This window comes from Pedobacter sp. CG_S7 (genome assembly GCF_040544395.1).
Lineage (GTDB): Bacteria > Bacteroidota > Bacteroidia > Sphingobacteriales > Sphingobacteriaceae > Pedobacter.
In genome coordinates this window covers 38417-61990 of sequence record NZ_JBEONS010000008.1, presented here as the reverse complement: position 1 = coordinate 61990, position 23574 = coordinate 38417, and the positions used below count along the sequence as shown (strand labels likewise).

Here is a 23574-nt window from a genome sequence, read left to right as displayed (position 1 = left end):
GCATCTTTTTTAATAAAAGATGATATAGTCTTTTATTAAATCAAATAAAAAATTACATTTGTGCAATCAATGGGAATATTTTCAAAAACATGTGAATACGCAATGAGATCTGTCTTTTTTATCGCACATAGAACTGCAAATGGAGGAAGAGTTGGTATAAAAGAAATAGCAAGTGGCATTGATTCTCCAGAACACTTTTTGGCAAAGATTTTGCAGGAGTTGAGTAAGAAAAATATTGTTCAGTCAGCCAAAGGACCAAATGGTGGTTTTTACATGGAACAAGTAAATCTTAATCGGCCTTTAGCTGAGGTAGTAGAGGCGGTAGATGGTAATGGCGTTTTTATGGGTTGTGGTTTAGGATTAGACTATTGTTCTGCAGTTAATCCTTGTCCTTTACATCATCAATTCAAGGCGATAAGAAATCAAATGAAAAAGATGTTAGAAAATACATTAATTGGTGAGCTTAATGAGGGCTTGAATTTAGGCCTAACAAAATTAAGGAAGTAAATTTTCGTACAAATAAAAGATAAAACGGTGTTAATATTTTATTCATATAAAATGAGTCAATTTAAAATTTTAGGATGCTTAATTGTAATCATAAGCGGGTATAATATTCCACTTTCTGCTCAGGTTTCTCAAGAAGCTACAAAACAAGGTGTTTCAACTAACGGATTGTTAATATTTGCCTTTGTTATCGTTATCTTCGCGCTTTTAGCTGCTTTATATTTATATGAAAAAATAATTCAAATCAGAAAAGTAATTAAAAAAGGAAAAGGGGAGCTTCGTTTTAAAAATTATATCAATACATTTAGCAGTAAACAAATAGACGATTATCTTAAAATAATAAAAGGAAAGGGTAAACTTTCCATCTTCATTTTTTTATTAATTTTATTTGGTGGTGTGCCAGTTTATGCCCAATCTAATGCTGTTCCAGGTAGTTTATGGAGCGAAGGGGGAGTCATCATTACACTTTTCTTGATACTAATTCCTATACTGGCAGGTATTATTTTAATAATTGTAAAAATAAGGGGTGCATTAAGAACGTATGAAAACAAGCGAAATCTAGAAGAAGCGGAGCAGTTAGCTAAATACTTGCGCGAAACCGATCAAGTAGAAATTGAAAGTGCTTTATTAAAACGTAAACAAGCGCTTGACTATTCCTTGTCAAATCAGGAATTATCTGGCATGGAAACACCCGAAGATAGTAAAGGGTTACTCCACCAAGTGAATACCGAGGCTGCATTACCTGTTGTTGCCTTAAAAAAACGTGCACAAATAAGGCCTGGTGTTGATCAGGAATTGTCTAAACTTATTGTATGGTTTGTCTGTACGGCTACTTTTTGGCTCTTTTTTGGAACAACTGTTGGTGAATATTTAGGAATTAAATTCGTAGCTCCTGATGTGGATCATTTTAGCTGGTTAAGTTTTGGAAGGTTACGGCCAGTGCATACTAATTCTGTTTTTTGGGGATGGGCATCATTAGGGATGATAGGACTTGGTTATTATATCGTACCCAGAGTGAGTAATGCTAAACTTTTTAGTTTGAAATTAGGGTGGTACACCTTGTATTTAATTAATACCACTGTAGTTTTGGGTACGCTATCCTTAATGGCTGGAATAAATAATGGTGGTGGGGAGTATAGAGAATATATTTGGCCGATACAATTGTTTTTTGCGATTGGCCTTATACTTACCTTAATCAATTTTTTGATTACTGTTAGAAACAGAACTACTAAAGAGATTTATATTTCTAACTGGTATATCATTGCTTCCATTATATTCGCTATTGTTATTACTATTGTTGCCTATGTTCCCTGGTGGCAGGATGGATTGGGGGAAACAATAATTCAGGGGTATTATATGCACCAGGGTGTTGGTATGTGGTTCATGTTATTTACTTTGGGTATCGTTTATTATTTTCTTCCTCAACAATTAAATAAGCCAATTTATTCGTATAGTTTAGGTATTCTGGCTTTCTGGACACAGATTCTATTTTATACAGTCATCGGAACTCATCACTTCGTCTTTAGTTCCATTCCATGGTGGTTACAAACAACAGCCATTGTTGGAAGTATGGGGATGATAATTCCAGTAGCCGCAGGTACAACAAACTTTATCTTAACTTTTAAAGGTGCCTGGCATAAAATAACAACAAGCTATACTTTGCCTTTCTTTTTAGTTGGCATAATATTTTATTTTACCGGCTCTCTTCAAGGAACGGCGGAAGCATTTAGGTCTACTAACCTCATCTGGCATTTTACAGATTTTACAGTAGCTCACTCTCATATTACCATGTATGGTATTATTAACTTCTTTCTATGGGCAGGCATCTATGCTTTAATACCAAGGTTAACTGGTAAGGAGGCTCCACAGATAACAGTTGGTGCACATTTTTGGTTAGCCTTGATCGGATTGTTATTCTATACGATACCACTGATGTATGGAAGTACATTAAGAGGAATGATGTGGATTGAAGGTAAACCATTTATTGATACTGTGGTATTTATGGCTCCTTTTTGGCTCTGGAGAGCTATTGGAGGAAGCTTAATGTGGCTATCCCACTTGTTTTTTGCTTACAACATTTATAGAATGTTGGTTGGTCGTGATACCGTTGATATCAGGGAAGCAGCAGTAGAAAAACTTAACCTGTCTTATTCCGATTCTGAAATAAAAAATTAATTTAGTATAACCATAATGGAGTTTTTTAATAACCATACCAAATTATTCACAGCAGCAGCCTTATTATTCATAGGTCTTACGATATTCGTATGTATAGTTCCCGCACTCAAAAATCAAAGTGAAAATGCGCCTTTACCTAATGCAATAGCTTTAAGTGACGAAGCAATATTAGGAAAAGCTGTATATATTTCTAATGGTTGTGTAGCTTGTCATACGCAGCAAGTGCGTAATGTTGACATGGATAAGGTTTGGGGCTCCAGGCCAAGTATTGCAGCTGATTATGCTGCAAATTACCGTACGGATTTTTGGCGCAATACCGCTACTGTTATGGGTACAGAAAGAACAGGACCTGATTTAACTGCTATAGGTCAGCGTCAGCCTAGCGCAGAATGGCATCTTCCGCATTTGTTTAACCCTAGAATTGTAGTCAAGGAATCGGTGATGCCTGCTTATCCATGGTTGTTTGAAATAACAAATAAAGTAAAAAAGGGTGATGTTGTGGTAAATGTTCCTGTAGAATTTTTGCACGGACAAAAAGGAAAAGTAATTGCTACTGCTGATGCGCTACATCTGTTAGCTTACCTTCAATCTTTAAAACAAACTAAATTGCCGGAAGGTATACCAGAGCCTAATTTTTTATATAAAAAATCAGGCGATATAGGTGAGAAAACGGCTGGTGGACCTAAAGAATTAGATGGTAAGGTTTTATATATTACCCATTGTCAAACTTGTCACCAATCCAATGGCGAAGGCCTTAAAGGTGCTTTTCCTTCTCTAAAGGGAAGTAAGATTGTTTTAGATGAAAATGCTGAACTTTTTGTAAATGTAATTATGAATGGTTACAGCGGACGAGTGGCTGAAGGTTATGGTGTAATGCCTGCGGTTGGTACAAATAGTAACCTTAAACCTGAAGAAGTGGCTGCTATTATGAACCATGAAAAAACAAATTGGGGAAATAGCGCTAAAAAAGTCACTACCGAGCAAGTTAAAAAGTGGATGGATGCAGTTAAAAAATAATTCACACTATCATGAAAAAAACTGTTTTAATTATGTTTCTCGTATTAATTGGATATGTCGTTCATGCTTGTCCGGCTTGCGAAAAACAACAACCAAAAATATTACGTGGTATTACCCATGGTACCGGTCCTGATAGTCAATGGGATTATGCCATTGTATCTATTACGGTTGTTATAGTTTTGTTTACCCTGTTTTACTCCTTGAAATGGATCTTTCACCCAGGAGAGAAAGCAGAAAGTCACATCAAAAACCTTGTTATTGACGCCGATTAAAATGGAAGAGAAAAGCAAAATATTCATATTTATAGATGAGGAAGTAAAGCCCATTGCTGAATTGGTTTCACCGGTGAACTTTGAGCTTGATACCTCAAAACTTGTTGACGGAAAGCATACGCTAAAAATAATTAGTAAAGACCCTACTGGAAAAGAAGGAATCCGATTAATTCCTTTTGAAGTAAGAAACGGCCCAGCTATTGCTATTGAAGGAATTAAAGAAGGAGAGGTGATTGACGGAATAATTCCAATCATGATTAATGCTTATGGGAAAGGTGATTCGAAAAACTTTTTAATAATAGGCAGTGAAACCCCTCAAAGTATACCCTTTTGGATATTTATCCTGTTGATACTTTTTGTGGCCTGGGCATTATATTTTCATATCACATCATCAGCTATACCCTTATTTAAATGAAACCTGACATAAAAAAACTGGAAGATATAATTCTTTTCGTAAATGAATTTTATGGTTGCGTACAGCGAGATGATCTGATTGGCCCAGTATTTAATCAAACCATTGAAGATTGGGACCCACACTTAGAAAAGATGTACAAATTTTGGAATGCAGCTTTGTTTGGTGTTCCTGGATTTAAAGGTAATCCTTTTGCTAAACACGCCCCATTACCCATTGAAGGGAAACATTTTGAACGTTGGCTTATCTTATTCAGAAAGACTATCGACGCTAATTTTGAAGGTGAAATGGCGGAAGACACTAAAAACAGGGCAGAATTGATGGCTGCAATGTTTTTGAAAAGACTGGAAAATATGCCTGGCGGACCAAGTAAGGTTATTGTTTAAAATACTGCTATCAAAAATATGACAGAAGATATTATTACCGAAGCGGATGTAAAGGCATTGGTTTATGCCTTTTATGATAAAGTAAGAAAGGATGAAATATTAGGGCCTGTTTTCGATGCTATAATTAAAGATAATTGGGATGCCCATTTATCAAGGATGACGGATTTCTGGTCTACGCTATTGCTATATACTAAAAAATACAAGGACGATCCAATGCCAAAACACTTACCACTTCCAATTGATAAGACTCATTTCGACAGGTGGTTGCTGTTTTTTAACCAAACGATTGATGACATGTTTGAAGGTCAGATAGCAGAGAATGCAAAAAAACGAGCTAATAGTATTGCAAAGATAATGAAGGCGGTTAAAAGTATTCCACAATAACAAATGATCTTATATCTTATCGGGCAAGATAATTTATAACAGAATGCTATCTTAGCAAGATAAGTATAAATTCAAATTATGAAGATAAGTATTTGCGCATTGTTATTAACTGTTTTAATTGGTTGTCAGAATGGTAAAACAGAAAAAATATATTTAGCCCGGAACTTAGTGACAGGAGAAGATTTTAATACCTACACTAAAGAAAACGATAATCCTTTTACTGTTCTAAAGGCAATCGCCACAAAAAAACCTAAAAAATCGACTGATCAGGAATTTGCAGAAGTCTATTCTGTAAAATTTAGAGATACTACAATAAGAATTCAACCCAATAAGGCAGATAAAGACATGGTGGTTGATAAATTTGCATTAGCACAGTTTGTAAATACTCAAAAAACATGTTTATTGGTTCAGCTTTCAGATAACTCAGGGTTAATTGCACCATTTTATTTGTTAACTTTAAAAAACGATCAACTTGAAGTCGTTAAACTTTACCGTGCCTCCACTGGAAAGCAGGATAAAAAAGTTACAAAAGGTATGTTTAGGGTAGGTAATGCAGGATATTTAATTAATAACGACTATTTTATCACTAATGTTAACGCCAAAGTTTATACCATTAAAAGAGAAAGACCGGAAGAAAGAATTCAGGGAGAATTCTTTCTGAAATCTGCGGATAAGCAAACCCTGGTATTTTTATTAATGGATTCTTTTTATGAGGTTCATTACCCAAGTGGTGAAACTTTCACCTTACCTTTCCCTGTTGGAGTGCCTAACAATAAATCCGCTTTATATTCCTGGATCCAAACAAATTTTAGCTGGCAGAAAAATAATAAAGGAATTTATTTTTTGATGGAAAACAAAGGTAACGACAGAATTGTGGATATAAAGGAATTTAAGTAAATTATCTAGAATAAGAGAAAATGAAGATTATACAAAATCCTTGATTAGACTTTATTTTCTTTAAAAATAAATTTACATTGCTAGCATGGATATAACGTTCAATAAAAATGAAGACCTCAATAAGCAATCGGTTTATGAATTAAAAACCCGATTGAAGAAAATATATGCTGGTGGTGGCGAGAAGAATGCAGCCAAACAAAAAGCAAAAGGAAAAATGCTCGCCAGAGAGCGTATTGCCTATTTAATTGATAAGGAAAGTGAATTCCTGGAAGTGGGAGCCTTTGCTGCAGATGGAATGTATGAAGAACAAGGAGGCTGTCCCTCTGCAGGAGTAGTCTCAGGCATTGGTTATGTTTCTGGCCGACAATGTATGATCATCGCCAATGATGCTACTGTAAAAGCAGGCGCCTGGTTTCCTATGACTGCTAAAAAGAATTTAAGGGCACAGGAAATTGCCATGGAAAACCGTTTGCCAGTTATTTATCTTGTCGACAGTGCAGGTGTTTACTTGCCAATGCAGGATGAAATTTTCCCTGATAAGGAGCATTTTGGAAGGATGTTCAGAAATAATGCACTTATGTCATCTGATGGAATTGTACAAATTTCTGCAATTATGGGTTCTTGCGTTGCCGGTGGTGCATACTTACCTATTATGAGTGATGAGGCTATGATTGTAGAAGGCACTGGTTCTGTGTTTTTAGCCGGCTCTTATCTAGTTAAATCAGCAATTGGCGAAGATGTTGACAACGAAACTTTAGGTGGTGCTACAACACATTGTGAAATATCTGGTGTTACTGATTACAAACATCCGAATGATCAGACCTGTTTAGACAGTATCAAAAAAATAATGAGTATGCTCGGGGCACCGCAATCTGCTGGCTTCGATCGTATTAAACCTGTTCAACCTCTATTTCCACAAGAAGAGATTTATGGCTTATTACCAGAGAATAGGGAGAAACCTTATGATATGGTCGAACTCATAAAAAGATTGGTTGACAATTCTGAGCTGGAAGAATATAAAAAGGAATATGGACAAAGTATAATTTGTGGTTTGGCACGTGTTGATGGCTGGGCCGTTGGCATAGTGGCTAATCAGCGCAAGGTGGTTAAATCAAAAAAAGGGGAGATGCAGTTTGGTGGGGTCATTTATTCCGACAGTGCAGATAAAGCTGCACGCTTCATCATGAACTGCAACCAAAAGAAAATTCCATTGGTATTTTTGCAAGACGTAACCGGTTTTATGGTAGGCAGTCGCTCTGAACAGGGTGGTATTATTAAAGACGGCGCTAAAATGGTCAATGCTGTAGCTAATTCTGTGGTGCCAAAATTCACGATTATATTAGGCAATTCTTATGGCGCAGGCAATTATGCCATGTGTGGAAAAGCTTATGACCCCCGGTTAATTTATGCTTGGCCAAGTGCGAAAATTGCGGTAATGGGGGGTAGCCAGGCAGCAAAAACCTTATTGCAGATACAAGAAGCATCCCTTAAAGCAAAGGGTGAAACCATTACTCTTGAAGAAGAAGCTGAACTATTAAAAGAAATCACTGATAAATATAACCGTCAAACTACACCCTATTACGCCGCCTCAAGGTTATGGGTAGATGGTATTATCGATCCCCTGGAAACACGTAAAGTTATTTCTATGGGAATAGAAGCTGCAAATCAATCACCTATAAAAAAGCAATTCAATGTTGGAATTATTCAAACCTAGATTGGTATTTTTGTGGATGAAGAAAATTGCAATACTGCTCCTGTTTGTTTTTTGTTCTTTTAGTAATTATGCACAAGTAAGAACAGTCTTTTTCGATGTTGAAGAGAAAGTAACTTCCGACTCAACTAAAGCAGAAACTTATGCCATTTATGGCCAGGTGACAGGCAACAGTTTATGGGTTTTTAAGAAATACGATCTCAGTGGTTATTTATTGGTTAGTGGTGCTTTCAAAGATGAATCGCTTCGAATTGCTCAAGGAAAGTTTGTTTATTATGATTGGATCGATCCGAATGATAGTTTCGAAAACCTGGAAACAGTTACTAAAGGTAAAGATAGATTTGTGGTCCTTTCCGGTGCTTTCGAGGATGGTTTACGCCAGGGACAATGGTTAAGTTTTTATGAAAGTGGCGAGGTTAGGAATGTTCTAAACTATGATAAGAACGTGTTTCATGGCGAATATAGGTCATTTGATAGCCATGGTGATTTGCAGGAAAGCGGCCAGTTTGTAAACAACAAGAAGGAAGGAGAATGGCTATTAAAGGGTGGTTTAGAAGTGGTACAGTATAAAAATGACCAGGTAACGGCTGTAGTTAAGAAAACCAGGCGAGAACTGAAAAAAGAAAAAGAAAATACGCATAAATTATAATGCAAAAATCACAATGCGTTTAACAATTGAGGTATTAACAGGATAATCATTAAATTTGATGTTCAAAAGAATTACAATTATATGTCGCAAGAAATAGAACACGTTCAATGTTTGATTATAGGTTCAGGACCAGCAGGGTATACAGCAGCAATTTATGCGGCAAGAGCTGATTTGAAGCCGGTTTTATATACTGGTATGGAAGCTGGGGGACAGCTGACACAAACCACTGATGTTGATAATTTCCCGGGATATCCTCTTGGCATTATGGGTCCTGAAATGATGGAAGACTTTAGAAAACAAGCAGAACGGTTTGGAACAGCAATCCGTTTTGGTTATGTAAGTTCTGTAGATTTTTCTTCCCTTCCACATAAAGTTATAGTTGACGAAATTAAAACCATTACTGCAGATACAGTTATTATTTCTACTGGTGCCACAGCAAAATGGCTTGGCTTGCCAAGCGAACACCAATACAATGGTTTTGGTGTTTCTGCATGTGCGGTTTGTGATGGTTTCTTTTTTAAAGGTCAGGATGTTGCCATTGTTGGTGCAGGAGATACTGCCGCTGAAGAGGCTACTTATTTGGCTAAACTTTGTAATAAAGTATATATGTTGGTTCGCCGTGATGAGTTCAGGGCTTCTAAAGCCATGGTTCACCGCGTTTTAAATACACCCAACATAGAGGTCATTTATAATTCTGAAGCTAAAGAAGTTTTAGGAAATGGCAAAAACGTTACCGGCTTAAGGGTGTTTAACAACCAAACTAACGAAGAGCAAGATTTACAGATTGAAGGTTTCTTTGTTGCCATTGGTCATAAACCTAATACAGATATCTTTAAAGGGTGGATTGATATGGATGAAACTGGTTATTTAATAACCAAACCAGGTACAACCAAGACTAATGTGGAAGGTGTTTTTGCATGTGGTGATGTGCAGGACCACTATTACCGTCAGGCTGTAACAGCTGCTGGTACTGGATGTATGGCTGCTTTAGATGCTGAACGTTACCTTGCTGCAAAAGAAGATGTATTAAAAGCTTAACCCTAAGAGTTATAGGGCGCGCCTCGAAGCGGATCTTTATGATCCGCTTTTTTTGTGGGTATTTTTTATTGCTTAAAATTTAGGCTTTGATGGCTCCTAAATGTAAATTATTTTTACCTTGTAGACTTATTTCATCCATTAATAAATATGAATAAGTTTATAACTTTAATTTTACTGGCTACAATTGCTATTCCAGCACTTGCACAACAAGACGCTAACATGGGAATTATTCCAGTTCCCGTTTCTATTCAAAAACATACTGGATCTTTTGTTTTGGATAAAACGGTTTTATTGATTTCCAACAATATGGAAAACCGTAAAACAATGGAACTATTGAATGCTTTTATTGTCACTAAAGGTGGTTTTGCACTTAGAGAAACAAAAAAGGCAGAAGCTAACCAGAAAGCAATAATTATAACTTCAGAAGGTGCCGATCAATTACCTGCCGAGGGTTATAAAATTAACATTTCAAAAAATCAAATTCTAATCACCGGTAAGGGAGCTGGTTTATTTTATGCCATACAATCGGTGATGCAATTAATGCCCGAAAAAGTGGGTGACAAAATTACAATTCAAACAGCTGAAATTAACGATTACCCGAGGTTTAAATACCGTGGTATGATGCTGGATGTAGCCAGACATTACTTCCCGGTCTCTTTTGTTAAGAAATATATTGATTTATTGGCACAATATAAATTAAACAATTTCCACTGGCATTTAACAGAAGATCAAGGATGGAGAATTGAAATTAAAAAATATCCTAAATTAACTACCGTAGGCGCTTCAAGAAACGGAACAATTATTGGCCATCACCCTGGTGTTGGTACCGATAACGAAGTTTATAAAGCTTTTTACACCCAAAATGAAGTAAAAGAAATTGTTGCCTATGCAGCATCAAAATATGTTAATGTTATTCCTGAAATTGAAATGCCTGGTCATAGCTCTGCAGCTATTGCTGCTTACCCAGAGCTAAGTGCTTTTCCTGATCGGGATACTTTTATTGATGCTAATACACCATGGGCTGGCCCAAGAACAGGGAAGCAACTACAACAAACCTGGGGCGTTTTTCAGGATGTATATGTTCCTACAGAAAACACATTTACTTTCTTAGAAAATGTACTTGATGAAGTGATCGCTTTATTCCCCTCTAAATATATTCATATTGGTGGCGATGAAAGTCCGAAAGATTATTGGAAAGAATCTGCATTTTGTCAGAAATTTATTAAAGACAATAACCTTAAAGATGAACACGGCCTACAAAGTTATTTTATTCAGCGCATTGAAAAGTACGTGAACAGTAAAGGCCGTTCTATAATTGGATGGGATGAAATTTTAGAAGGTGGTTTAGCACCAAACGCAACGGTAATGTCATGGAGAGGTGAAGAGGGGGGAATTGCCTCAGCTCAACAAAATCATGATGTAATCATGACTCCAGGTTCGAATGGTTTGTATTTTGATCACAGTCAATCAAAGTCTATAGACGAACCATTAACAATTGGTGGTTGTTCACCTTATGCTAAAGTTTATAACTATGATCCCATTCCTGCCGTACTTACTCCCGATCAACGAAAATATATCATTGGGGTACAGGCAAATCTTTGGACTGAATACATTAAAACACCAGCTAAAGTTGAATACATGATCTTGCCAAGGATGTTTTCATTAGCTGAAATTGCATGGAGCCAAACTGATCGTAAAGATTTTAAGAACTTCTCAGAAGAGCGTTTGCCGGCACATCTGGCACGTTTAGATCAAACGAATACAAATTATTGGGTTCCAACACCCATCGGACAAATGGAGGGAATTATGAACGGAAAGGATTTCAATATTGAATTAAAGGTGCCTGTACCGGGATCTAAAATTTACTATACTTTAGATGATTTTAGACCTTCAGAAAATGCAACTTTATACAACAAACCAATTAAGGTAAGCGTTTCTAATGGTAAAAAGCTTAACCTTAAAACTATAGTTATTATGCCTAGTGGTAAAAGAAGTGTGGTTACGGAAACAATCTTAAATAATGGGGCTGTGATCGCTGCCCCTGCTAAATAATAGCGTTCACTAATTGATTTTGTGATAGGATACTTTTTTAATTTAAATATAACGTTGAATCAAAAAGACATTTAAATGAAATATAAATATTTATGCCTAAAACCTTTATTACTTGCTGGAAGTTTGCTGTTCTTACTGTCCTGTGCTGATGAAAATTCACCAAAGGCAGTTTCGCAAGGTAGCAATCAACCCGAAGTTAAAGAACAGGTTAATCCTTTCCCTTTTTATAAAAACATCACTGTTAGACCCGGGTTTAACTTTGAGGTTCTGAGTTGGGGAAAGGGGGTGGATACCCTGGGTGGTTATTTAATATTGATGTCTGATTCTGCAAAAAATGATTTTAAATCTTTGTCTAATGAGCGCAATGGAATCATTACCGATGCGTGGAATATGGATTTAGATAATGATGGCAACCCAGAGCTTTACATTGAATTTTTAAGTAAGCAAAATGTACGGGATTTAAATGTTTATGAATATTCTAGAAATGTTTTTCAAAAGATAAACTTCCCCTCGTTAAGCAGTAGAATAAAGAAAAATTACGGAGGTAAGGATAAGTTCTTTATTAAGAATGGCGATCTTTTCCGTTCTTTTCCAATCGTTAATACAGAGGATACTACGCAAAAAACTGGTGCTTTAAAAATACTGCAATATAAATTGAGTGGAAATAGTTTTTCTGTTGATGAGGTTAAAGATTAGTGCTCGTTCTCTTTGAACTGAGCACTAATCCTTTCAAATTTTTCTATCAAGAGCGCAATGCGCTCTTTTTCTTTTTTGATCACTATTTTACGGAGAATGGTAGAGCAAAAGATTAGCCAGCCAAACGTAAATACTACAATCACACCTTGCTTCCAAAAGCTGAAATAAGAAAGTATTTCAAAAAACATTAAAACAGTGCCTAAGCTTAATGCAAAGGTGTAGATCCAATAGAGTTTATTATAAAGGCTATACCTGCTTAACTGGTATATTTTAAGTTCTTCCAGAAAATCATTTGGATGTGCTGTAAAATCACTCTTAAAAATTAAACGATGCCCACGATATAAAATAAATGTGTAAACTGCAATAGCAGTTATTAAAATGGTAATACCAGTATGGGTTATCCAGGAGTTAAAGTCAAAAAATAACCACAGACAAGCAATGGCTATGAAGGACAAGCACATGCCGATAATGTTCATCATCGATTTGTTACGTATACTGTTTACTTCTTTTTTTGCCTGCGTTAGCATTTCCCCGGAAGAAATTTTTACTTCAACGGTATGGGAATGCCATAACGATTGTATATCTTCAAATTCTTGCATGTTGATTGTATAATTCTGTCAGTTTTTGTTTAATCCGGTGAATTTTCACCCTTAAATTCCCTTCACTAATACCTGAAATTTCTGCAATTTCATGATACGGCAGTTCGTCCAGAACCATGGTGATTATTAAACGATCATTTTCTTCCAGTTTTGATATGGATTTATAGAGTAAGGCTACCTGCTCATTTTTATCGGAGTATTCTTCAACTCTATTTTCAATAATATTGTCAGTGAGTTCTTCCTTTCCTTGTCTTTTCTCTGATCGTAAATAGGTTAAACAAGTATTTATTGCTATTCTGTATATCCAGGTAGAAATGAGTGATTTGTTTCTGAATTTATCCAGGTTTTGCCAAACTTTTAGAAATGTTTCTTGTAGCAAATCATTTGCAGCGTCCTTGTCTCCCGTATATCCATAACATAAATGGAATATTTTCTTGGAGTTGGTATCGAAGATTTGCTTAAATAACAGGTCTTTTTGTTCCACTTACGATGAGTTGATATTTGTTTAGAGGTGTTTTTTGCTGGTTTGTTACAGCTAATCTGCAAATTATATATCTTTCAAAACATTGTTTACAGAATAATTTAATTATTGTAGTTTTACAGCCATTAAAATTAAAACTTATATAAGTGTCGAAACAAAACAGGTTAACATTCTTTATCTTTTTAGCGCTCATATTGGGAGTTGGAATGGGATATTATTTAAACGTAAAATCTTTTAGTTCTTATAATGAAAACATTGCCAAAGCAGAAAGCAAGTTAAAGGCCCTGGATAGTCAGATTTTATTAATTAAGGACTCCACAGCTACTGCTTTTACTACTCTTGTAGCAGAAAAAAAAGCGGTAGAAAACATTCGTCAGGAAAATGAAAAGATTAGGGAGAAAAAGTTGGAGCCCTTTACTTTGTTAAGCGACATCTTTCTACGACTTATAAAAATGATTGTTGCACCACTTGTTTTTACTACTCTTGTTGTGGGTGTAGCTAAAGTTGGCGATATCAAGGCTGTTGGCCGGATTGGTGGTAAAACAATGCTTTGGTTTTTAAGTGCCTCTTTACTATCCCTGATATTGGGTTTAATTATGGTTAATATCTTTAAACCCGGCGAAACGATGAATTTACCATTGCCCCCAAGTAATGTGGATACGGGCATACAAAAGGTAGCGCTGTCTGTAAAAGACTTTATCTCCCATATTGTACCAAGGAGTATGGCCGAAGCAATGGCCACCAATGAGATTCTGCAAATTGTTGTTTTCTCCTTGTTCTTTGGAGTAGCAACAGCTGCAATCGGAGAAAAAGGGCAAATCATTATTAATTTTTTCGACGCAGTAGCGCATGTAATCTTAAAAATCACAAGTTATGTAATGAATTTTGCTCCTTTTGCCGTTTTTGGTGCCATGGCGGCTATTGTGGCAAAACAAGGATTAGGTGTGCTGTCCACCTATGCTTTATTTATTGGAGAGTTTTATTTTACCATGTTCTTACTTTGGATTATCCTAATTTTTATAGGATTCTCGATTTTAAAAACCAGGGTTTTTAACTTGATTAATCGGATTAAAGAACCTGTTTTACTCGCTTTTAGTACGGCAAGCAGTGAAGCTGCGTACCCGAAAACAATGCTACAGCTAGAGCGTTTTGGTTGTAAAGACAAAATAGTAAGTTTTGTACTGCCCCTTGGCTATTCTTTTAATCTGGATGGGTCTATGTTATACATGACCTTTGCTTCCCTATTTATTGCGCAATCTTATGGCATCCATTTGTCGTTTGAACAGCAAATAACCATGTTATTGATTTTAATGTTAACCAGCAAAGGAATTGCTGGTGTGCCAAGGGCTTCTTTGGTGGTAATTGCCGGTACAATTGCTACCTTTGACATACCAGAGGCCGGATTAGCCTTATTGATTGGTATAGATCCATTACTGGATATGGGTAGGTCTGCAACGAATGTAATTGGTAATAGTTTAGCTACTGCGGTGGTAAGTAAGTGGGAAGGGGAGCTGACAGGACCCTTGGATTAAAAAAGAATAATAAATAAACAATATTATATGACTTCCAGAGGGAAAAAAATATTTTTAGCGCTTTCGATTATTGTGCCATTTTTGATTTATTCTATTGTGTATTATACACCTATGATAAAGAATGCACCTTATAAATCTACAGAGTTTGTTTCCATCCAATATAAGTGGGGTGTTGGTAAGGAATTGGCAAATAGTTATGATTCTGCCACTGGAGCTTATCAATACCTTAATAACAAGGATTCTTTGGTGATTACTAATGTGAAATTAAGAAAAAACGACATCAGCTATTTACATAATAAAGCCAATGAATTGGGCTTGTGGAATTTCCCTGATGTTATTGCAAACCGTGGGGCAGATTTAAAGTCAGATAAGGTTTTACGCTATGAAATTCAGTTCAACTATCAACGCAAATCAAAGAAGGTAATCATCCTAACTGATTATAACGAAATACCAAAACTAAAGGATGTTGCGATACAAATGAAAACACTAGTGGCACAAACAATCAACGATGCAGAAGAAAGATATACTAAGAAAAACTAAATCATTTGATTTAAGGAAAATTAAGTCTATATTTGCACCTCTATAATAAAAATAAACAATTTAAAAATAATAATTATTTAACAATGTACGCAATAGTAAATATAGCAGGACAGCAATTCAAAGTTGCAAAAGACCAGCACCTTTTTGTACACCGTTTACAAGGAGATGAAGGCGCTAGTATTGAATTTGACAATGTATTGTTGGTTGAAGATGGTGGTACAATCTCTGTAGGAGCTCCTACATTGAAAGGCGCAACTGTTTCAGCTAAAATCGTGTCTCATTTAAAAGGTGATAAAGTTATCGTTTTCAAAAAGAAACGTAGAAAAGGTTACAAAAAGAAAAACGGACACCGTCAGTATTTCACTAAAATCCAGATTTCTGGTATCAGTTTATAATTATTTGTTAAACAAAAATTACCAATTTTAATTACGGTAGTTTGTAAAATATAAAACATGGCACATAAAAAAGGAGCCGGTAGTTCCAGAAACGGACGTGAATCGCATAGTAAGCGTTTAGGTATTAAAATATTCGGTGGTCAAACGGCTATCGCTGGTAACATTTTAGTACGTCAACGTGGTACAAAACATCATCCAGACAAAGGTGTAGGTATTGGTAAAGACCATACTTTATTCGCTTTAGTTGATGGTACTGTAATTTTCAAAAAGAAACAAGATAACAAATCTTACGTTTCTATTTTGCCAGCTGCTATTGTAGTAGCTGCACCTGTTGCAACTACTGAAGCTGCTGTTGCAGAATAAGTAACCACAAAAGAATATTTAAAAAGGCTGTATCATTGATATGAAATGATACAGTCTTTTTTTGTATGTAACGTTTTTGAGCTGTTGTTATTTATAAGATCAGCAATACACTTATAAAACTTGGATATTGCTTCCAGAAAGCAATAGAATGATTAATACTCCATCCAAGCCGATATATTTCCTATGAATTTTACCGCTCTCTGTGCATCAGTGCATTCGCCAGGCCAATTAATACTTTCTTTTGTGCTTCAGGTACTTTTATGTTTGCCAAGGCTTGAAAAGCGCTGTCCAGGTATTGTCGCATTTGTTCTGTAGCCAGTTCTTTAACCTGATACCTGTCGTACAATGCTTTAATATCGTCGATTTTAGTAGTAAGTGTTGTTGTATTTAAAGCATGCCTGGCTAAAGCGGTAAGATCATCTTTACCCGCTAATTCCTGAAGTTTTAACAGTAGATAAGTTTTTTTATTAGCAATGATATCCCCACCTATTTGTTTGCCGAATTTCTCGGGATCACCATACACATCCAAAATGTCATCCTGCAATTGGAATGCAATGCCCAGTTTTTCTCCAAAGTCGTAAATCAATTGCGCCTCTTCATTTGTTGCACCGCCAACAATAGCCCCAATTTTCATGGCACCACCAACTAAAACCGCTGTTTTAAGACGGATCATGTCTATATATTCTGCTATGCCAACATCATGGCGCAGTTCAAATTCCATGTCGAGTTGCTGCCCTTCACAAACACCTTGAGCAGTCGCATTAAAAGTATCCAGCACTGCCTTTAATACTTCAATTTTAACCTTTGTAAGTTGCTTATTAGACTCCACCATCATCACATCTCCACTTAGGATTGCATTGTTAGTGCCCCATTTTTCATGAACAGTAATTTTGCCGCGACGTAATGGCGCATTGTCCATAATGTCATCATGTATTAACGTAAAATTATGGAAAGTTTCAATAGCCAGTGCAGCAGGCAGGGCCTCTTCAATATTGCCATTAAATAAGTCTGTAGCAATTAATACCAATGCCGGGCGTAATCTTTTTCCGCCAAGGTTCATGATATAAGCAATTGGCGCATATAAATTTTTTGGATGAGCCGGATATTCTATTTCTGAGATTGCTTTTTCAATAATCTCTTGTAATTCAGAAGTGGTATGCATTATTTTATTGCCCGTGTTTTATTGAGTGTTGGTAAGTGAGAAATCTATCTGGCGCTTAGAAAGGTCCACTTTCTTAACTTTTACCTGCACTTCATCCCCTAACTGGTATTTTTTCTTTTTCCGTTGACCAATGATACAGTAATTCTTTTCATCCAGTACATAAAAATCATCTGCGATATCTCTCAGTCTGATCATTCCTTCGCACTTATTTTCAATCAGCTCTACATACATACCCCATTCGGTTACGCCAGAAATAATGCCAGTATAAGTGTTGCCAATATTTTCTTCCAGGTATTCTACTTGTTTGTATTTTATAGAAGCACGTTCTGCATCAGCAGCGCGTTTTTCCATTGCTGAGGAATGTGAGGAAGCAATTTCAAACTGTTCTTCATCCGCAGATTTTTCGCCATTTAAATAAGAAGCAAGTAAGCGGTGTACCATCACATCAGGATACCTTCTAATTGGAGAAGTAAAGTGAGTGTAATGGTCAAATGCTAAGCCATAATGACTAGTTTTTTTTGTTGTATAAATAGCTTTAGCCATTGAACGAATGGCTAGTTGCGTTAAAACATTCTGTTCTTTTTTTCCTTCTACATCTTCCATCAGAAAATTCAATGACTTAGCAATTTCTTTATCCGACTTCATATTGATTTTATAGCCAAAGCGGGAGGCAAAAAGGGCAAAGGTATTTAAGGTTTCCAGGTTTGGAGAATCATGTGAACGGTAAACAAAGGTGTATTTTTGTTTGCCTTTACCTTTTTTAGCTACAAATTCTGCAACTTTTTTATTGGCCAACAGCATAAAATCTTCAATAAGTTTATGCGCATCTTTACGTTCTTTAACATAAACGCCAATAGGCTTACCTGTTTCATCAAGTTTGAATTTCACTTCAGTGCTTTCAAAACTAATGGCGCCTGCTTTAAACTTTTTCTCTCTCAGGATATAAGCAAGCTCATTTAATTTAAGAATTTCACTTGCATGGTCGCCTTCTTTGGCTTCAATAACTTCCTGCGCTTCCTCATAGCTAAACCTGCGGTTGGAATGAATTACCGTGCGGCCAAACCATTCTGAATGAATGTTGGCTTTCTCATCTAACTCAAAAACAGCTCCAAAGCATAGCTTATCTTCATTTGGACGTAAAGAACACACCCCGTTACTTAATCGCTCTGGCAGCATTGGAATTACCCGATCTACCAGATAAACTGAAGTAGCCCTAGAATAAGCTTCTTTATCTAAAGGGCTATTTGGCTTCACATAATAAGAAACATCAGCAATATGAATACCTACTTCGTAATTTCCATTTTCCAGCGTTTTAAAGGAAATAGCATCATCAAAATCTTTTGCATCTGCAGGATCTATGGTAAAAGTAACCGCGTTTCTAAAATCCTTTCGACCCGCTAAATCATTTTCTGTAACCTCTTCTGGTATGGCATTGGCTTCTTTTTCAACTTCAGTAGGAAAAGTAAGTGGAAAACCGTATTGGGCAAGAATAGCATTCATTTCTGTGTCATTCTCTCCTTGTTCACCAAGGATGTGTATCACTTTTCCAATAGGATTTTTTGCGTCTTCAGGCCAATCGGTGATACTCACCTGAACTTTTTGTCCGTTTTTAGCTCCATTTAGGTCACTTAATGGGATAAAAATATCATGAAGCATTTTGCGGTCGTCAATGTTAACAAAAGCAAAACGATCAGCTATTTTTATCACACCGATGAAGTCTGTTTTTGCGCGCTGAATGATTTCAATAACTTCTCCTTCATTTTTGCGGCCACTTTTCTTAGCGAAAATATAAACTTTTACTTTATCGCCATGCAGGGCCTGGTGCAGTTTTCGGGCAGTAATATAAATGTCTTTCTCCAGGTCATCGTCTGGCACTACATAGCCAGAACCATCTGCTGTAATGTCAACTTTACCAATGATGAAAGTTTTAAGGTCTTTTAACTGGAATTTGCCTTTTTCAACTTCAACAAATATTCCTTTAATTGTTTGCTCTTTGAGAACTTCTAAAATAGTCTCTCTTGAGGCAGGGTCAGTTATATTTAATTGTGCGGAGACTTGTTTATAATTAAGGGCCTCCGTGCTTTTATTTAAAACATCGCTGATCAGCTGTGTTAGAACTTGTGCGAGGTTGGATGATTTATTTTTTGCCATAATGAGTTTATGAATCACCCGAAGGTAACAATTTGGTGCGAAATTACGGTGGTTTTAGTACATTTGTTAGCATAATAGGGGTTAAACAAGGTGTTGAAGATGGAAATGTTTGCTGTTAAAGAGAGAAAGACAAGGAATGAATTTATTGTGATTTTGGTGAAAATCATAATTTATACCGTGCTGGTTTATTTTAGGATTAATACTCCTGATGTTTATGATAGGTATCTTTTCGTTAACCAATTTTCCAGTGCCCTTTTTATGTTCCTCGGACCGAGTTTAACGGTGTCGATCCTTAGGATGATTATTATCTTTTGGTACATCAAAAAGCACAAGCTTAAACCTACTATTAAAGACAATTTTATTTTAGGAATAAACCGTATCGAGTCTATTTTGAATACGGTATTCTTTGCCCTCGCTTTTATCGTTTTTCTGGGAAATGACCCTAAAACATTTTTAACCAGTATTACCATTGTTGCTGCTGCCATTGCCCTGACTTTTAAAGATTACATTACCAATATGATTAATGGCTTAATCATCATGTTCTCAGATCAGCTATCGTTAGGCGACCACATCAAAATTCAGGAACTGGAAGGTAAGATTGTAGATATTACTTTGATAAACGTGATTTTACAAAATGAAGATAACGATATGGTTATTATTCCAAATTCCGTTGTTTTTAGTGCGGTAATCGTGAACCAATCCAAACAAAATATAAAAAAATTAAGTGTAGAATTTCAAATAGCCCTTCATTTTGGATATACACCAGATTACCTCGAACAATATTTAAAGAAGGTTGTTGCTCCTTTTTCAGGCTATATTGTAGTAAACGGCCTGTCTGTGAAAACGATAGCCATCAATAAGGATGAAGCCAGATTTAAAGTGCAGGTTTTACTGACACAGTATGATAAATTAAAAGAAAGAGAAATTAGAAGGGAATTGAATACAGCAATCATGAAGTTATCAGAGAAAGCTTCAGAAAACCTTTCCTCAGCTGATGTTTCCAGTGCCAGGAATGGCATCAATTAACTTTTTAGTGTACAATGCTTGTGGGTTGTTGTAGATTTCTTCAGGAAATCCTTCTTCTTCAATTCTGCCATTATTCATCACAATCATCCGGTCTGAAATGTGTTTTACCACTGCCAGGTCATGTGATATAAAGATATAAGTTAAGCCTAAATCTTGTTGAAGCTGTTTGAGCAAGTTCAATACTTGTGCCTGAACAGAGACATCCAATGCGGAAACAGACTCATCGCAGATGATGAATTTTGGCTGTAAGGCCAAAGCTCTGGCAATGACAATCCGCTGCCTTTGGCCGCCAGAAAATTCATGTGGGTACCTGTCAAAATGTTCTGGCTTTAAGTCAACTTTTTTAAGTAAATCCATTACAAATGCTTTACGCTGGTTATCGTTAGTCAGAACGTGGTGAACTTTTAAGGGTTCCATAATGGCGTTGCCTACAGTAAGGCGTGGGTTTAAGGAGGAATAAGGATCCTGAAAAATGAGTTGTATGTCTTTTCTTCTTTTTCTAAGTTCTACCCTGCTCAGGTTTAACAGATCTTGATTGTCGTAAATTACCTCACCAGAAGTAGGTTCCGTAAGTCGTAGAATACTGCGGCCAAGGGTAGATTTACCACAGCCTGATTCGCCAACCAAGCCTAAAGTTTCTCCAGGATAAACATCGAAACTGATGTCGTTTACGGCTTTTACAAATGCTGTAGTTTTGCCAAACAAGCCTTTACTGATTGGATACCAGGTACAAAGGTTTTTTACCTGAAGCAGGGGAGGCTGTCGGTAAAGTTCGCTCCTTCTATTTGCAATTTCGGAGTTGGAATAGCTATTTGCTTCCAATAAATGTGCTACGCTTTGAGCAGTATCACTATTTAAAAAATCGGCTACGGTAGGTAATACTTTTAATTGACGCTCTGGTGCTGGTCTGCATGCCAGTAAACCCTTGGTATAAGGGTGTTTTGGGTGCTCAAACAATGCTTTTGCAGGTCCTTGTTCTACAATTTCTCCGCGATACATTACGGCTACATCATCGGCAATTTCACTAATCACTCCAAGATCATGTGAAATAAATATCATCGCCATCTGTCTTTCTTTTTTTAGCTTCAGCAGGAGCTCTAAAATGGTTTTTTGAACCGTAACATCGAGTGCGGTGGTTGGTTCATCAGCGATGAGTAATTCAGGATTACAGCTAAGTGCCATCGCAATCATTACCCTTTGTTTTTGTCCGCCCGACAATTGATGAGGGTAACTTTCAAATATCTGAGTTGGCCTGGGCAGTTGTACTTCTTCAAATAGGGCAATGGTACGCTCTTTTGCTTTTACTTTATCAATTTCCTGATGGAGAATAATGGCTTCCATAATCTGGTAGCCGCAAGTAAAGACAGGATTTAAAGAAGTCATCGGTTCCTGAAAAATCATGGATATCTTGTTGCCTCTGTATTTTCGGATTTCTTTTTCAGATAACTCCAGTAAATTGATATCGCCAAATTCAATCTGACCTTCAATTTTAGTGCGCTGTTCATTATGAAGGCGCATAATAGAAAAGGAGGTGACAGATTTTCCAGATCCGGATTCACCAACTATGCCCAAAATTTTTCCTTTATCGACTGTAAAACTTACCTTGTTTACGGCTTTTACCCAAGATTTATCTTCTTCGCTTAGAAATTGAACTTCAAGATTTTTTACGTTTAGCATCAGATTACCAAGATAAGTAAAATTTAGACGTGTTATTAGGTAGTAAGTCCTATTTTTGCAGCATGGAAAGAGAAATTCTCGATACTAAGCGTAAAGCATTGAAGATTAATTTAAATCCGAAGATTTACGGAACTTTTGCAGAAATAGGAGCAGGACAAGAGGTGGCACGAAATTTTTTTACTGCTGGGGCAGCATCTGGTACAGTAGCAAAAACGATGTCAGCTTATGACATGACTTTTAGTGATGCCATTTATGGTTTGGAAGAAACAGGGAGATATGTGAGCCAGTCGAGGCTAGCGAAAATGTTAAATCATGAATATGAGTTGTTAAATGAGCGTTTAAGTGGCAAGAAATATGATGACCGTACTTTTTTTGCCTTTGCAGATACAGTAACGACTTTAAATTATAACAAAACAAATGACCCTCATGGTTGGATAGGCATCAAATTCCAGGCAGAGCCTGAAGGAGAGCCTAACGAAATATTTTTCCATGTAAGGTTGCTGGATACCGATGCAACTTTGCAACAAAATGTATTGGGCATTATTGGCGTAAACCTGGTTTATGCAGCCTATTATTATAAGCATGACGTAAAAACCATGATCGAATCTCTTGCAGACAACCTTACTGTCGGTTCTGTGGAAATTGATTTAATTTATGTGAATGGTCCTGCTTTTAAAGAAGTAAACAATATTTTATTAAACCTTTATTTGATTGTTAAAGACTTTTCCAGTGCAGCTATATTTGATGCTCAAGGAAGTCCATGTTTGCCAAAAGATCTTTTATATAAGAAAGATACCATGATTCTACGCACCAAATATGCGCAGAAATCAAACCCTAACTTTAGCATGCTCAATAAAGCGGTAGATCAGTTTGTACGAACTGAAAGTGTTAAAAAGGAAAATCTGAGTGTATTGATAGAGGTGCTTTTATCAAATGTACTGGACAGCGACGAGAATTGGGCCGAAAATCTCGATTTACAGGCGGTGGCTAAACGTGCGGAAGAAATGTGTAAAACAGGTAACCTTGTTATCGTATCTAACTTCGCCAGGCACAATAAACTTGCCAAATACCTTGACCGTTGTAAGCCCAAAAGTGTGGGTATTTCCACTAACATCAATAACCTTAAATTTGTTTTCAACTCCAGCAACTTCGGCGAAAACTACTCTAGTTTGCTTTTGAGTTATGTAAGTGATATGTTTAGTAAGAATGTGAAATTGTTTGCTTATCCTTTTTTAGATAAAAAAACTAAACAGGTTATTACCAGTGCTAATATGCCTGTAACCCCTGATGCCAAACCATTGTTTGATTTTCTGATCATTAACGGTTATATCACTGATATTAAGGATTACAGTGAGGAAGACGTTAAAACCGTTTAAAAGCTTGTTTTAATTAGGTTTTTTGACTAAAAAGAATATTTGTACTATTTTATTAATAGGCTGTCTCATCAAATACGGA

24 protein-coding genes are annotated in these 23574 nt (G+C 36.3%); 19 read left to right on the top strand and 5 right to left on the bottom strand.

Annotation, left to right across the window (positions count from 1 at the left end):
* Positions 1-69 precede the first annotated feature (69 nt).
* The 13 genes from AAKU52_RS06750 (at position 70) to AAKU52_RS06690 (ending at position 12193) form a co-directional block, all read left to right on the top strand.
* Positions 70-507, top strand: coding sequence for an RrF2 family transcriptional regulator (locus tag AAKU52_RS06750; protein ID WP_354331576.1), 438 nt, complete (start codon positions 70-72; stop codon positions 505-507).
* A gap of 51 nt (positions 508-558) precedes the next feature.
* On the top strand, positions 559-2679 hold the full coding sequence (locus tag AAKU52_RS06745) for a cbb3-type cytochrome c oxidase subunit I (protein WP_354331574.1): 2121 nt from the start codon (positions 559-561) through the stop codon (positions 2677-2679).
* A gap of 15 nt (positions 2680-2694) precedes the next feature.
* A complete protein-coding gene (locus AAKU52_RS06740) occupies positions 2695-3696 on the top strand; it encodes a cytochrome c (RefSeq protein WP_354331572.1) in 1002 nt (333 codons plus the stop codon).
* Between the two features lie 11 nt (positions 3697-3707).
* Positions 3708-3968 carry a hypothetical protein gene (locus tag AAKU52_RS06735; protein ID WP_354331570.1) on the top strand — a complete coding sequence of 87 codons (261 nt, stop codon included), beginning with the start codon at positions 3708-3710 and terminating at the stop codon, positions 3966-3968.
* The gene (locus AAKU52_RS06730; protein WP_354331568.1) at positions 3955-4383 is read left to right on the top strand and encodes a cytochrome C; all 429 of its coding nucleotides are present in this window, start codon (positions 3955-3957) and stop codon (positions 4381-4383) included. The genes AAKU52_RS06735 and AAKU52_RS06730 overlap by 14 nt, the downstream gene beginning before the upstream one ends.
* Positions 4380-4766 (top strand): group III truncated hemoglobin, encoded by a 387-nt coding sequence (locus AAKU52_RS06725; protein ID WP_354331566.1) that lies wholly within the window; start codon positions 4380-4382, stop codon positions 4764-4766. Before AAKU52_RS06730 ends, AAKU52_RS06725 begins: the two co-directional genes overlap by 4 nt.
* Positions 4767-4784: 18 nt before the next feature.
* Positions 4785-5150, top strand: a complete 366-nt coding sequence (locus tag AAKU52_RS06720; RefSeq protein WP_354331564.1) for a group III truncated hemoglobin — start codon at positions 4785-4787, stop codon at positions 5148-5150.
* Positions 5151-5228: 78 nt separating this feature from the next.
* Positions 5229-6047 (top strand): hypothetical protein, encoded by an 819-nt coding sequence (locus AAKU52_RS06715; RefSeq protein ID WP_354331562.1) that lies wholly within the window; start codon positions 5229-5231, stop codon positions 6045-6047.
* Positions 6048-6132: 85 nt separating this feature from the next.
* Positions 6133-7761, top strand: a complete 1629-nt coding sequence (locus AAKU52_RS06710) for an acyl-CoA carboxylase subunit beta (RefSeq protein ID WP_354331560.1) — start codon at positions 6133-6135, stop codon at positions 7759-7761.
* Complete coding sequence (locus tag AAKU52_RS06705; protein WP_354331558.1) at positions 7739-8407, top strand: toxin-antitoxin system YwqK family antitoxin; 669 nt, start codon at positions 7739-7741, stop codon at positions 8405-8407. Before AAKU52_RS06710 ends, AAKU52_RS06705 begins: the two co-directional genes overlap by 23 nt.
* A gap of 81 nt (positions 8408-8488) precedes the next feature.
* On the top strand, positions 8489-9445 hold the full coding sequence (gene trxB / locus AAKU52_RS06700) for a thioredoxin-disulfide reductase (RefSeq protein ID WP_354331556.1): 957 nt from the start codon (positions 8489-8491) through the stop codon (positions 9443-9445).
* 147 nt (positions 9446-9592) lie between these two features.
* Positions 9593-11497, top strand: coding sequence for a beta-N-acetylhexosaminidase (locus AAKU52_RS06695; protein WP_354331554.1), 1905 nt, complete (start codon positions 9593-9595; stop codon positions 11495-11497).
* Between the two features lie 75 nt (positions 11498-11572).
* Positions 11573-12193 carry a hypothetical protein gene (locus tag AAKU52_RS06690; protein WP_354331552.1) on the top strand — a complete coding sequence of 207 codons (621 nt, stop codon included), beginning with the start codon at positions 11573-11575 and terminating at the stop codon, positions 12191-12193.
* On the opposite strand, the gene AAKU52_RS06685 is transcribed toward AAKU52_RS06690, so the two are convergent.
* A complete protein-coding gene (locus tag AAKU52_RS06685) occupies positions 12190-12792 on the bottom strand; it encodes a hypothetical protein (RefSeq protein WP_354331550.1) in 603 nt (200 codons plus the stop codon). The genes AAKU52_RS06690 and AAKU52_RS06685 overlap by 4 nt on opposite strands.
* On the bottom strand, positions 12779-13276 hold the full coding sequence (locus tag AAKU52_RS06680) for an RNA polymerase sigma factor (protein WP_354331548.1): 498 nt from the start codon (positions 13274-13276) through the stop codon (positions 12779-12781). Before AAKU52_RS06680 ends, AAKU52_RS06685 begins: the two co-directional genes overlap by 14 nt.
* A 143-nt stretch (positions 13277-13419) precedes the next feature.
* Between AAKU52_RS06680 and AAKU52_RS06675 the strand changes: the two genes are divergently transcribed.
* The 4 genes from AAKU52_RS06675 (at position 13420) to rpmA (ending at position 16103) form a co-directional block, all read left to right on the top strand.
* Entirely contained in the window at positions 13420-14805 is a 1386-nt protein-coding gene (locus AAKU52_RS06675; RefSeq protein WP_354331546.1) for a dicarboxylate/amino acid:cation symporter, read from the top strand.
* Between the two features lie 27 nt (positions 14806-14832).
* Entirely contained in the window at positions 14833-15345 is a 513-nt protein-coding gene (locus AAKU52_RS06670; RefSeq protein ID WP_354331545.1) for a hypothetical protein, read from the top strand.
* Positions 15346-15428: 83 nt separating this feature from the next.
* Positions 15429-15740, top strand: coding sequence for a 50S ribosomal protein L21 (gene rplU, locus AAKU52_RS06665; RefSeq protein ID WP_354331543.1), 312 nt, complete (start codon positions 15429-15431; stop codon positions 15738-15740).
* Between the two features lie 57 nt (positions 15741-15797).
* Positions 15798-16103: a 50S ribosomal protein L27 gene (rpmA, locus tag AAKU52_RS06660; RefSeq protein WP_354331542.1), complete on the top strand. Its 306-nt coding sequence runs from the start codon at positions 15798-15800 to the stop codon at positions 16101-16103.
* 190 nt (positions 16104-16293) lie between these two features.
* On the opposite strand, the gene AAKU52_RS06655 is transcribed toward rpmA, so the two are convergent.
* Positions 16294-17265: a polyprenyl synthetase family protein gene (locus AAKU52_RS06655; protein ID WP_354331540.1), complete on the bottom strand. Its 972-nt coding sequence runs from the start codon at positions 17263-17265 to the stop codon at positions 16294-16296.
* 18 nt (positions 17266-17283) lie between these two features.
* Positions 17284-19416, bottom strand: a complete 2133-nt coding sequence (gene rnr, locus AAKU52_RS06650; protein ID WP_354331538.1) for a ribonuclease R — start codon at positions 19414-19416, stop codon at positions 17284-17286.
* 99 nt (positions 19417-19515) lie between these two features.
* Here rnr and AAKU52_RS06645 point away from each other — a divergent pair, with 99 nt between their 5' ends.
* Complete coding sequence (locus AAKU52_RS06645; protein ID WP_354331536.1) at positions 19516-20442, top strand: mechanosensitive ion channel family protein; 927 nt, start codon at positions 19516-19518, stop codon at positions 20440-20442.
* Here the strand turns inward: AAKU52_RS06645 and AAKU52_RS06640 are convergent.
* A complete protein-coding gene (locus AAKU52_RS06640) occupies positions 20404-22119 on the bottom strand; it encodes an ABC transporter ATP-binding protein (RefSeq protein ID WP_354331534.1) in 1716 nt (571 codons plus the stop codon). The two genes, AAKU52_RS06645 and AAKU52_RS06640, sit on opposite strands and share 39 nt — an antisense overlap.
* A 62-nt stretch (positions 22120-22181) precedes the next feature.
* Between AAKU52_RS06640 and AAKU52_RS06635 the strand changes: the two genes are divergently transcribed.
* Positions 22182-23495, top strand: coding sequence for a nicotinamide mononucleotide adenylyltransferase (locus tag AAKU52_RS06635; protein WP_354331532.1), 1314 nt, complete (start codon positions 22182-22184; stop codon positions 23493-23495).
* The last annotated feature ends 79 nt before the right edge of the window (positions 23496-23574 follow it).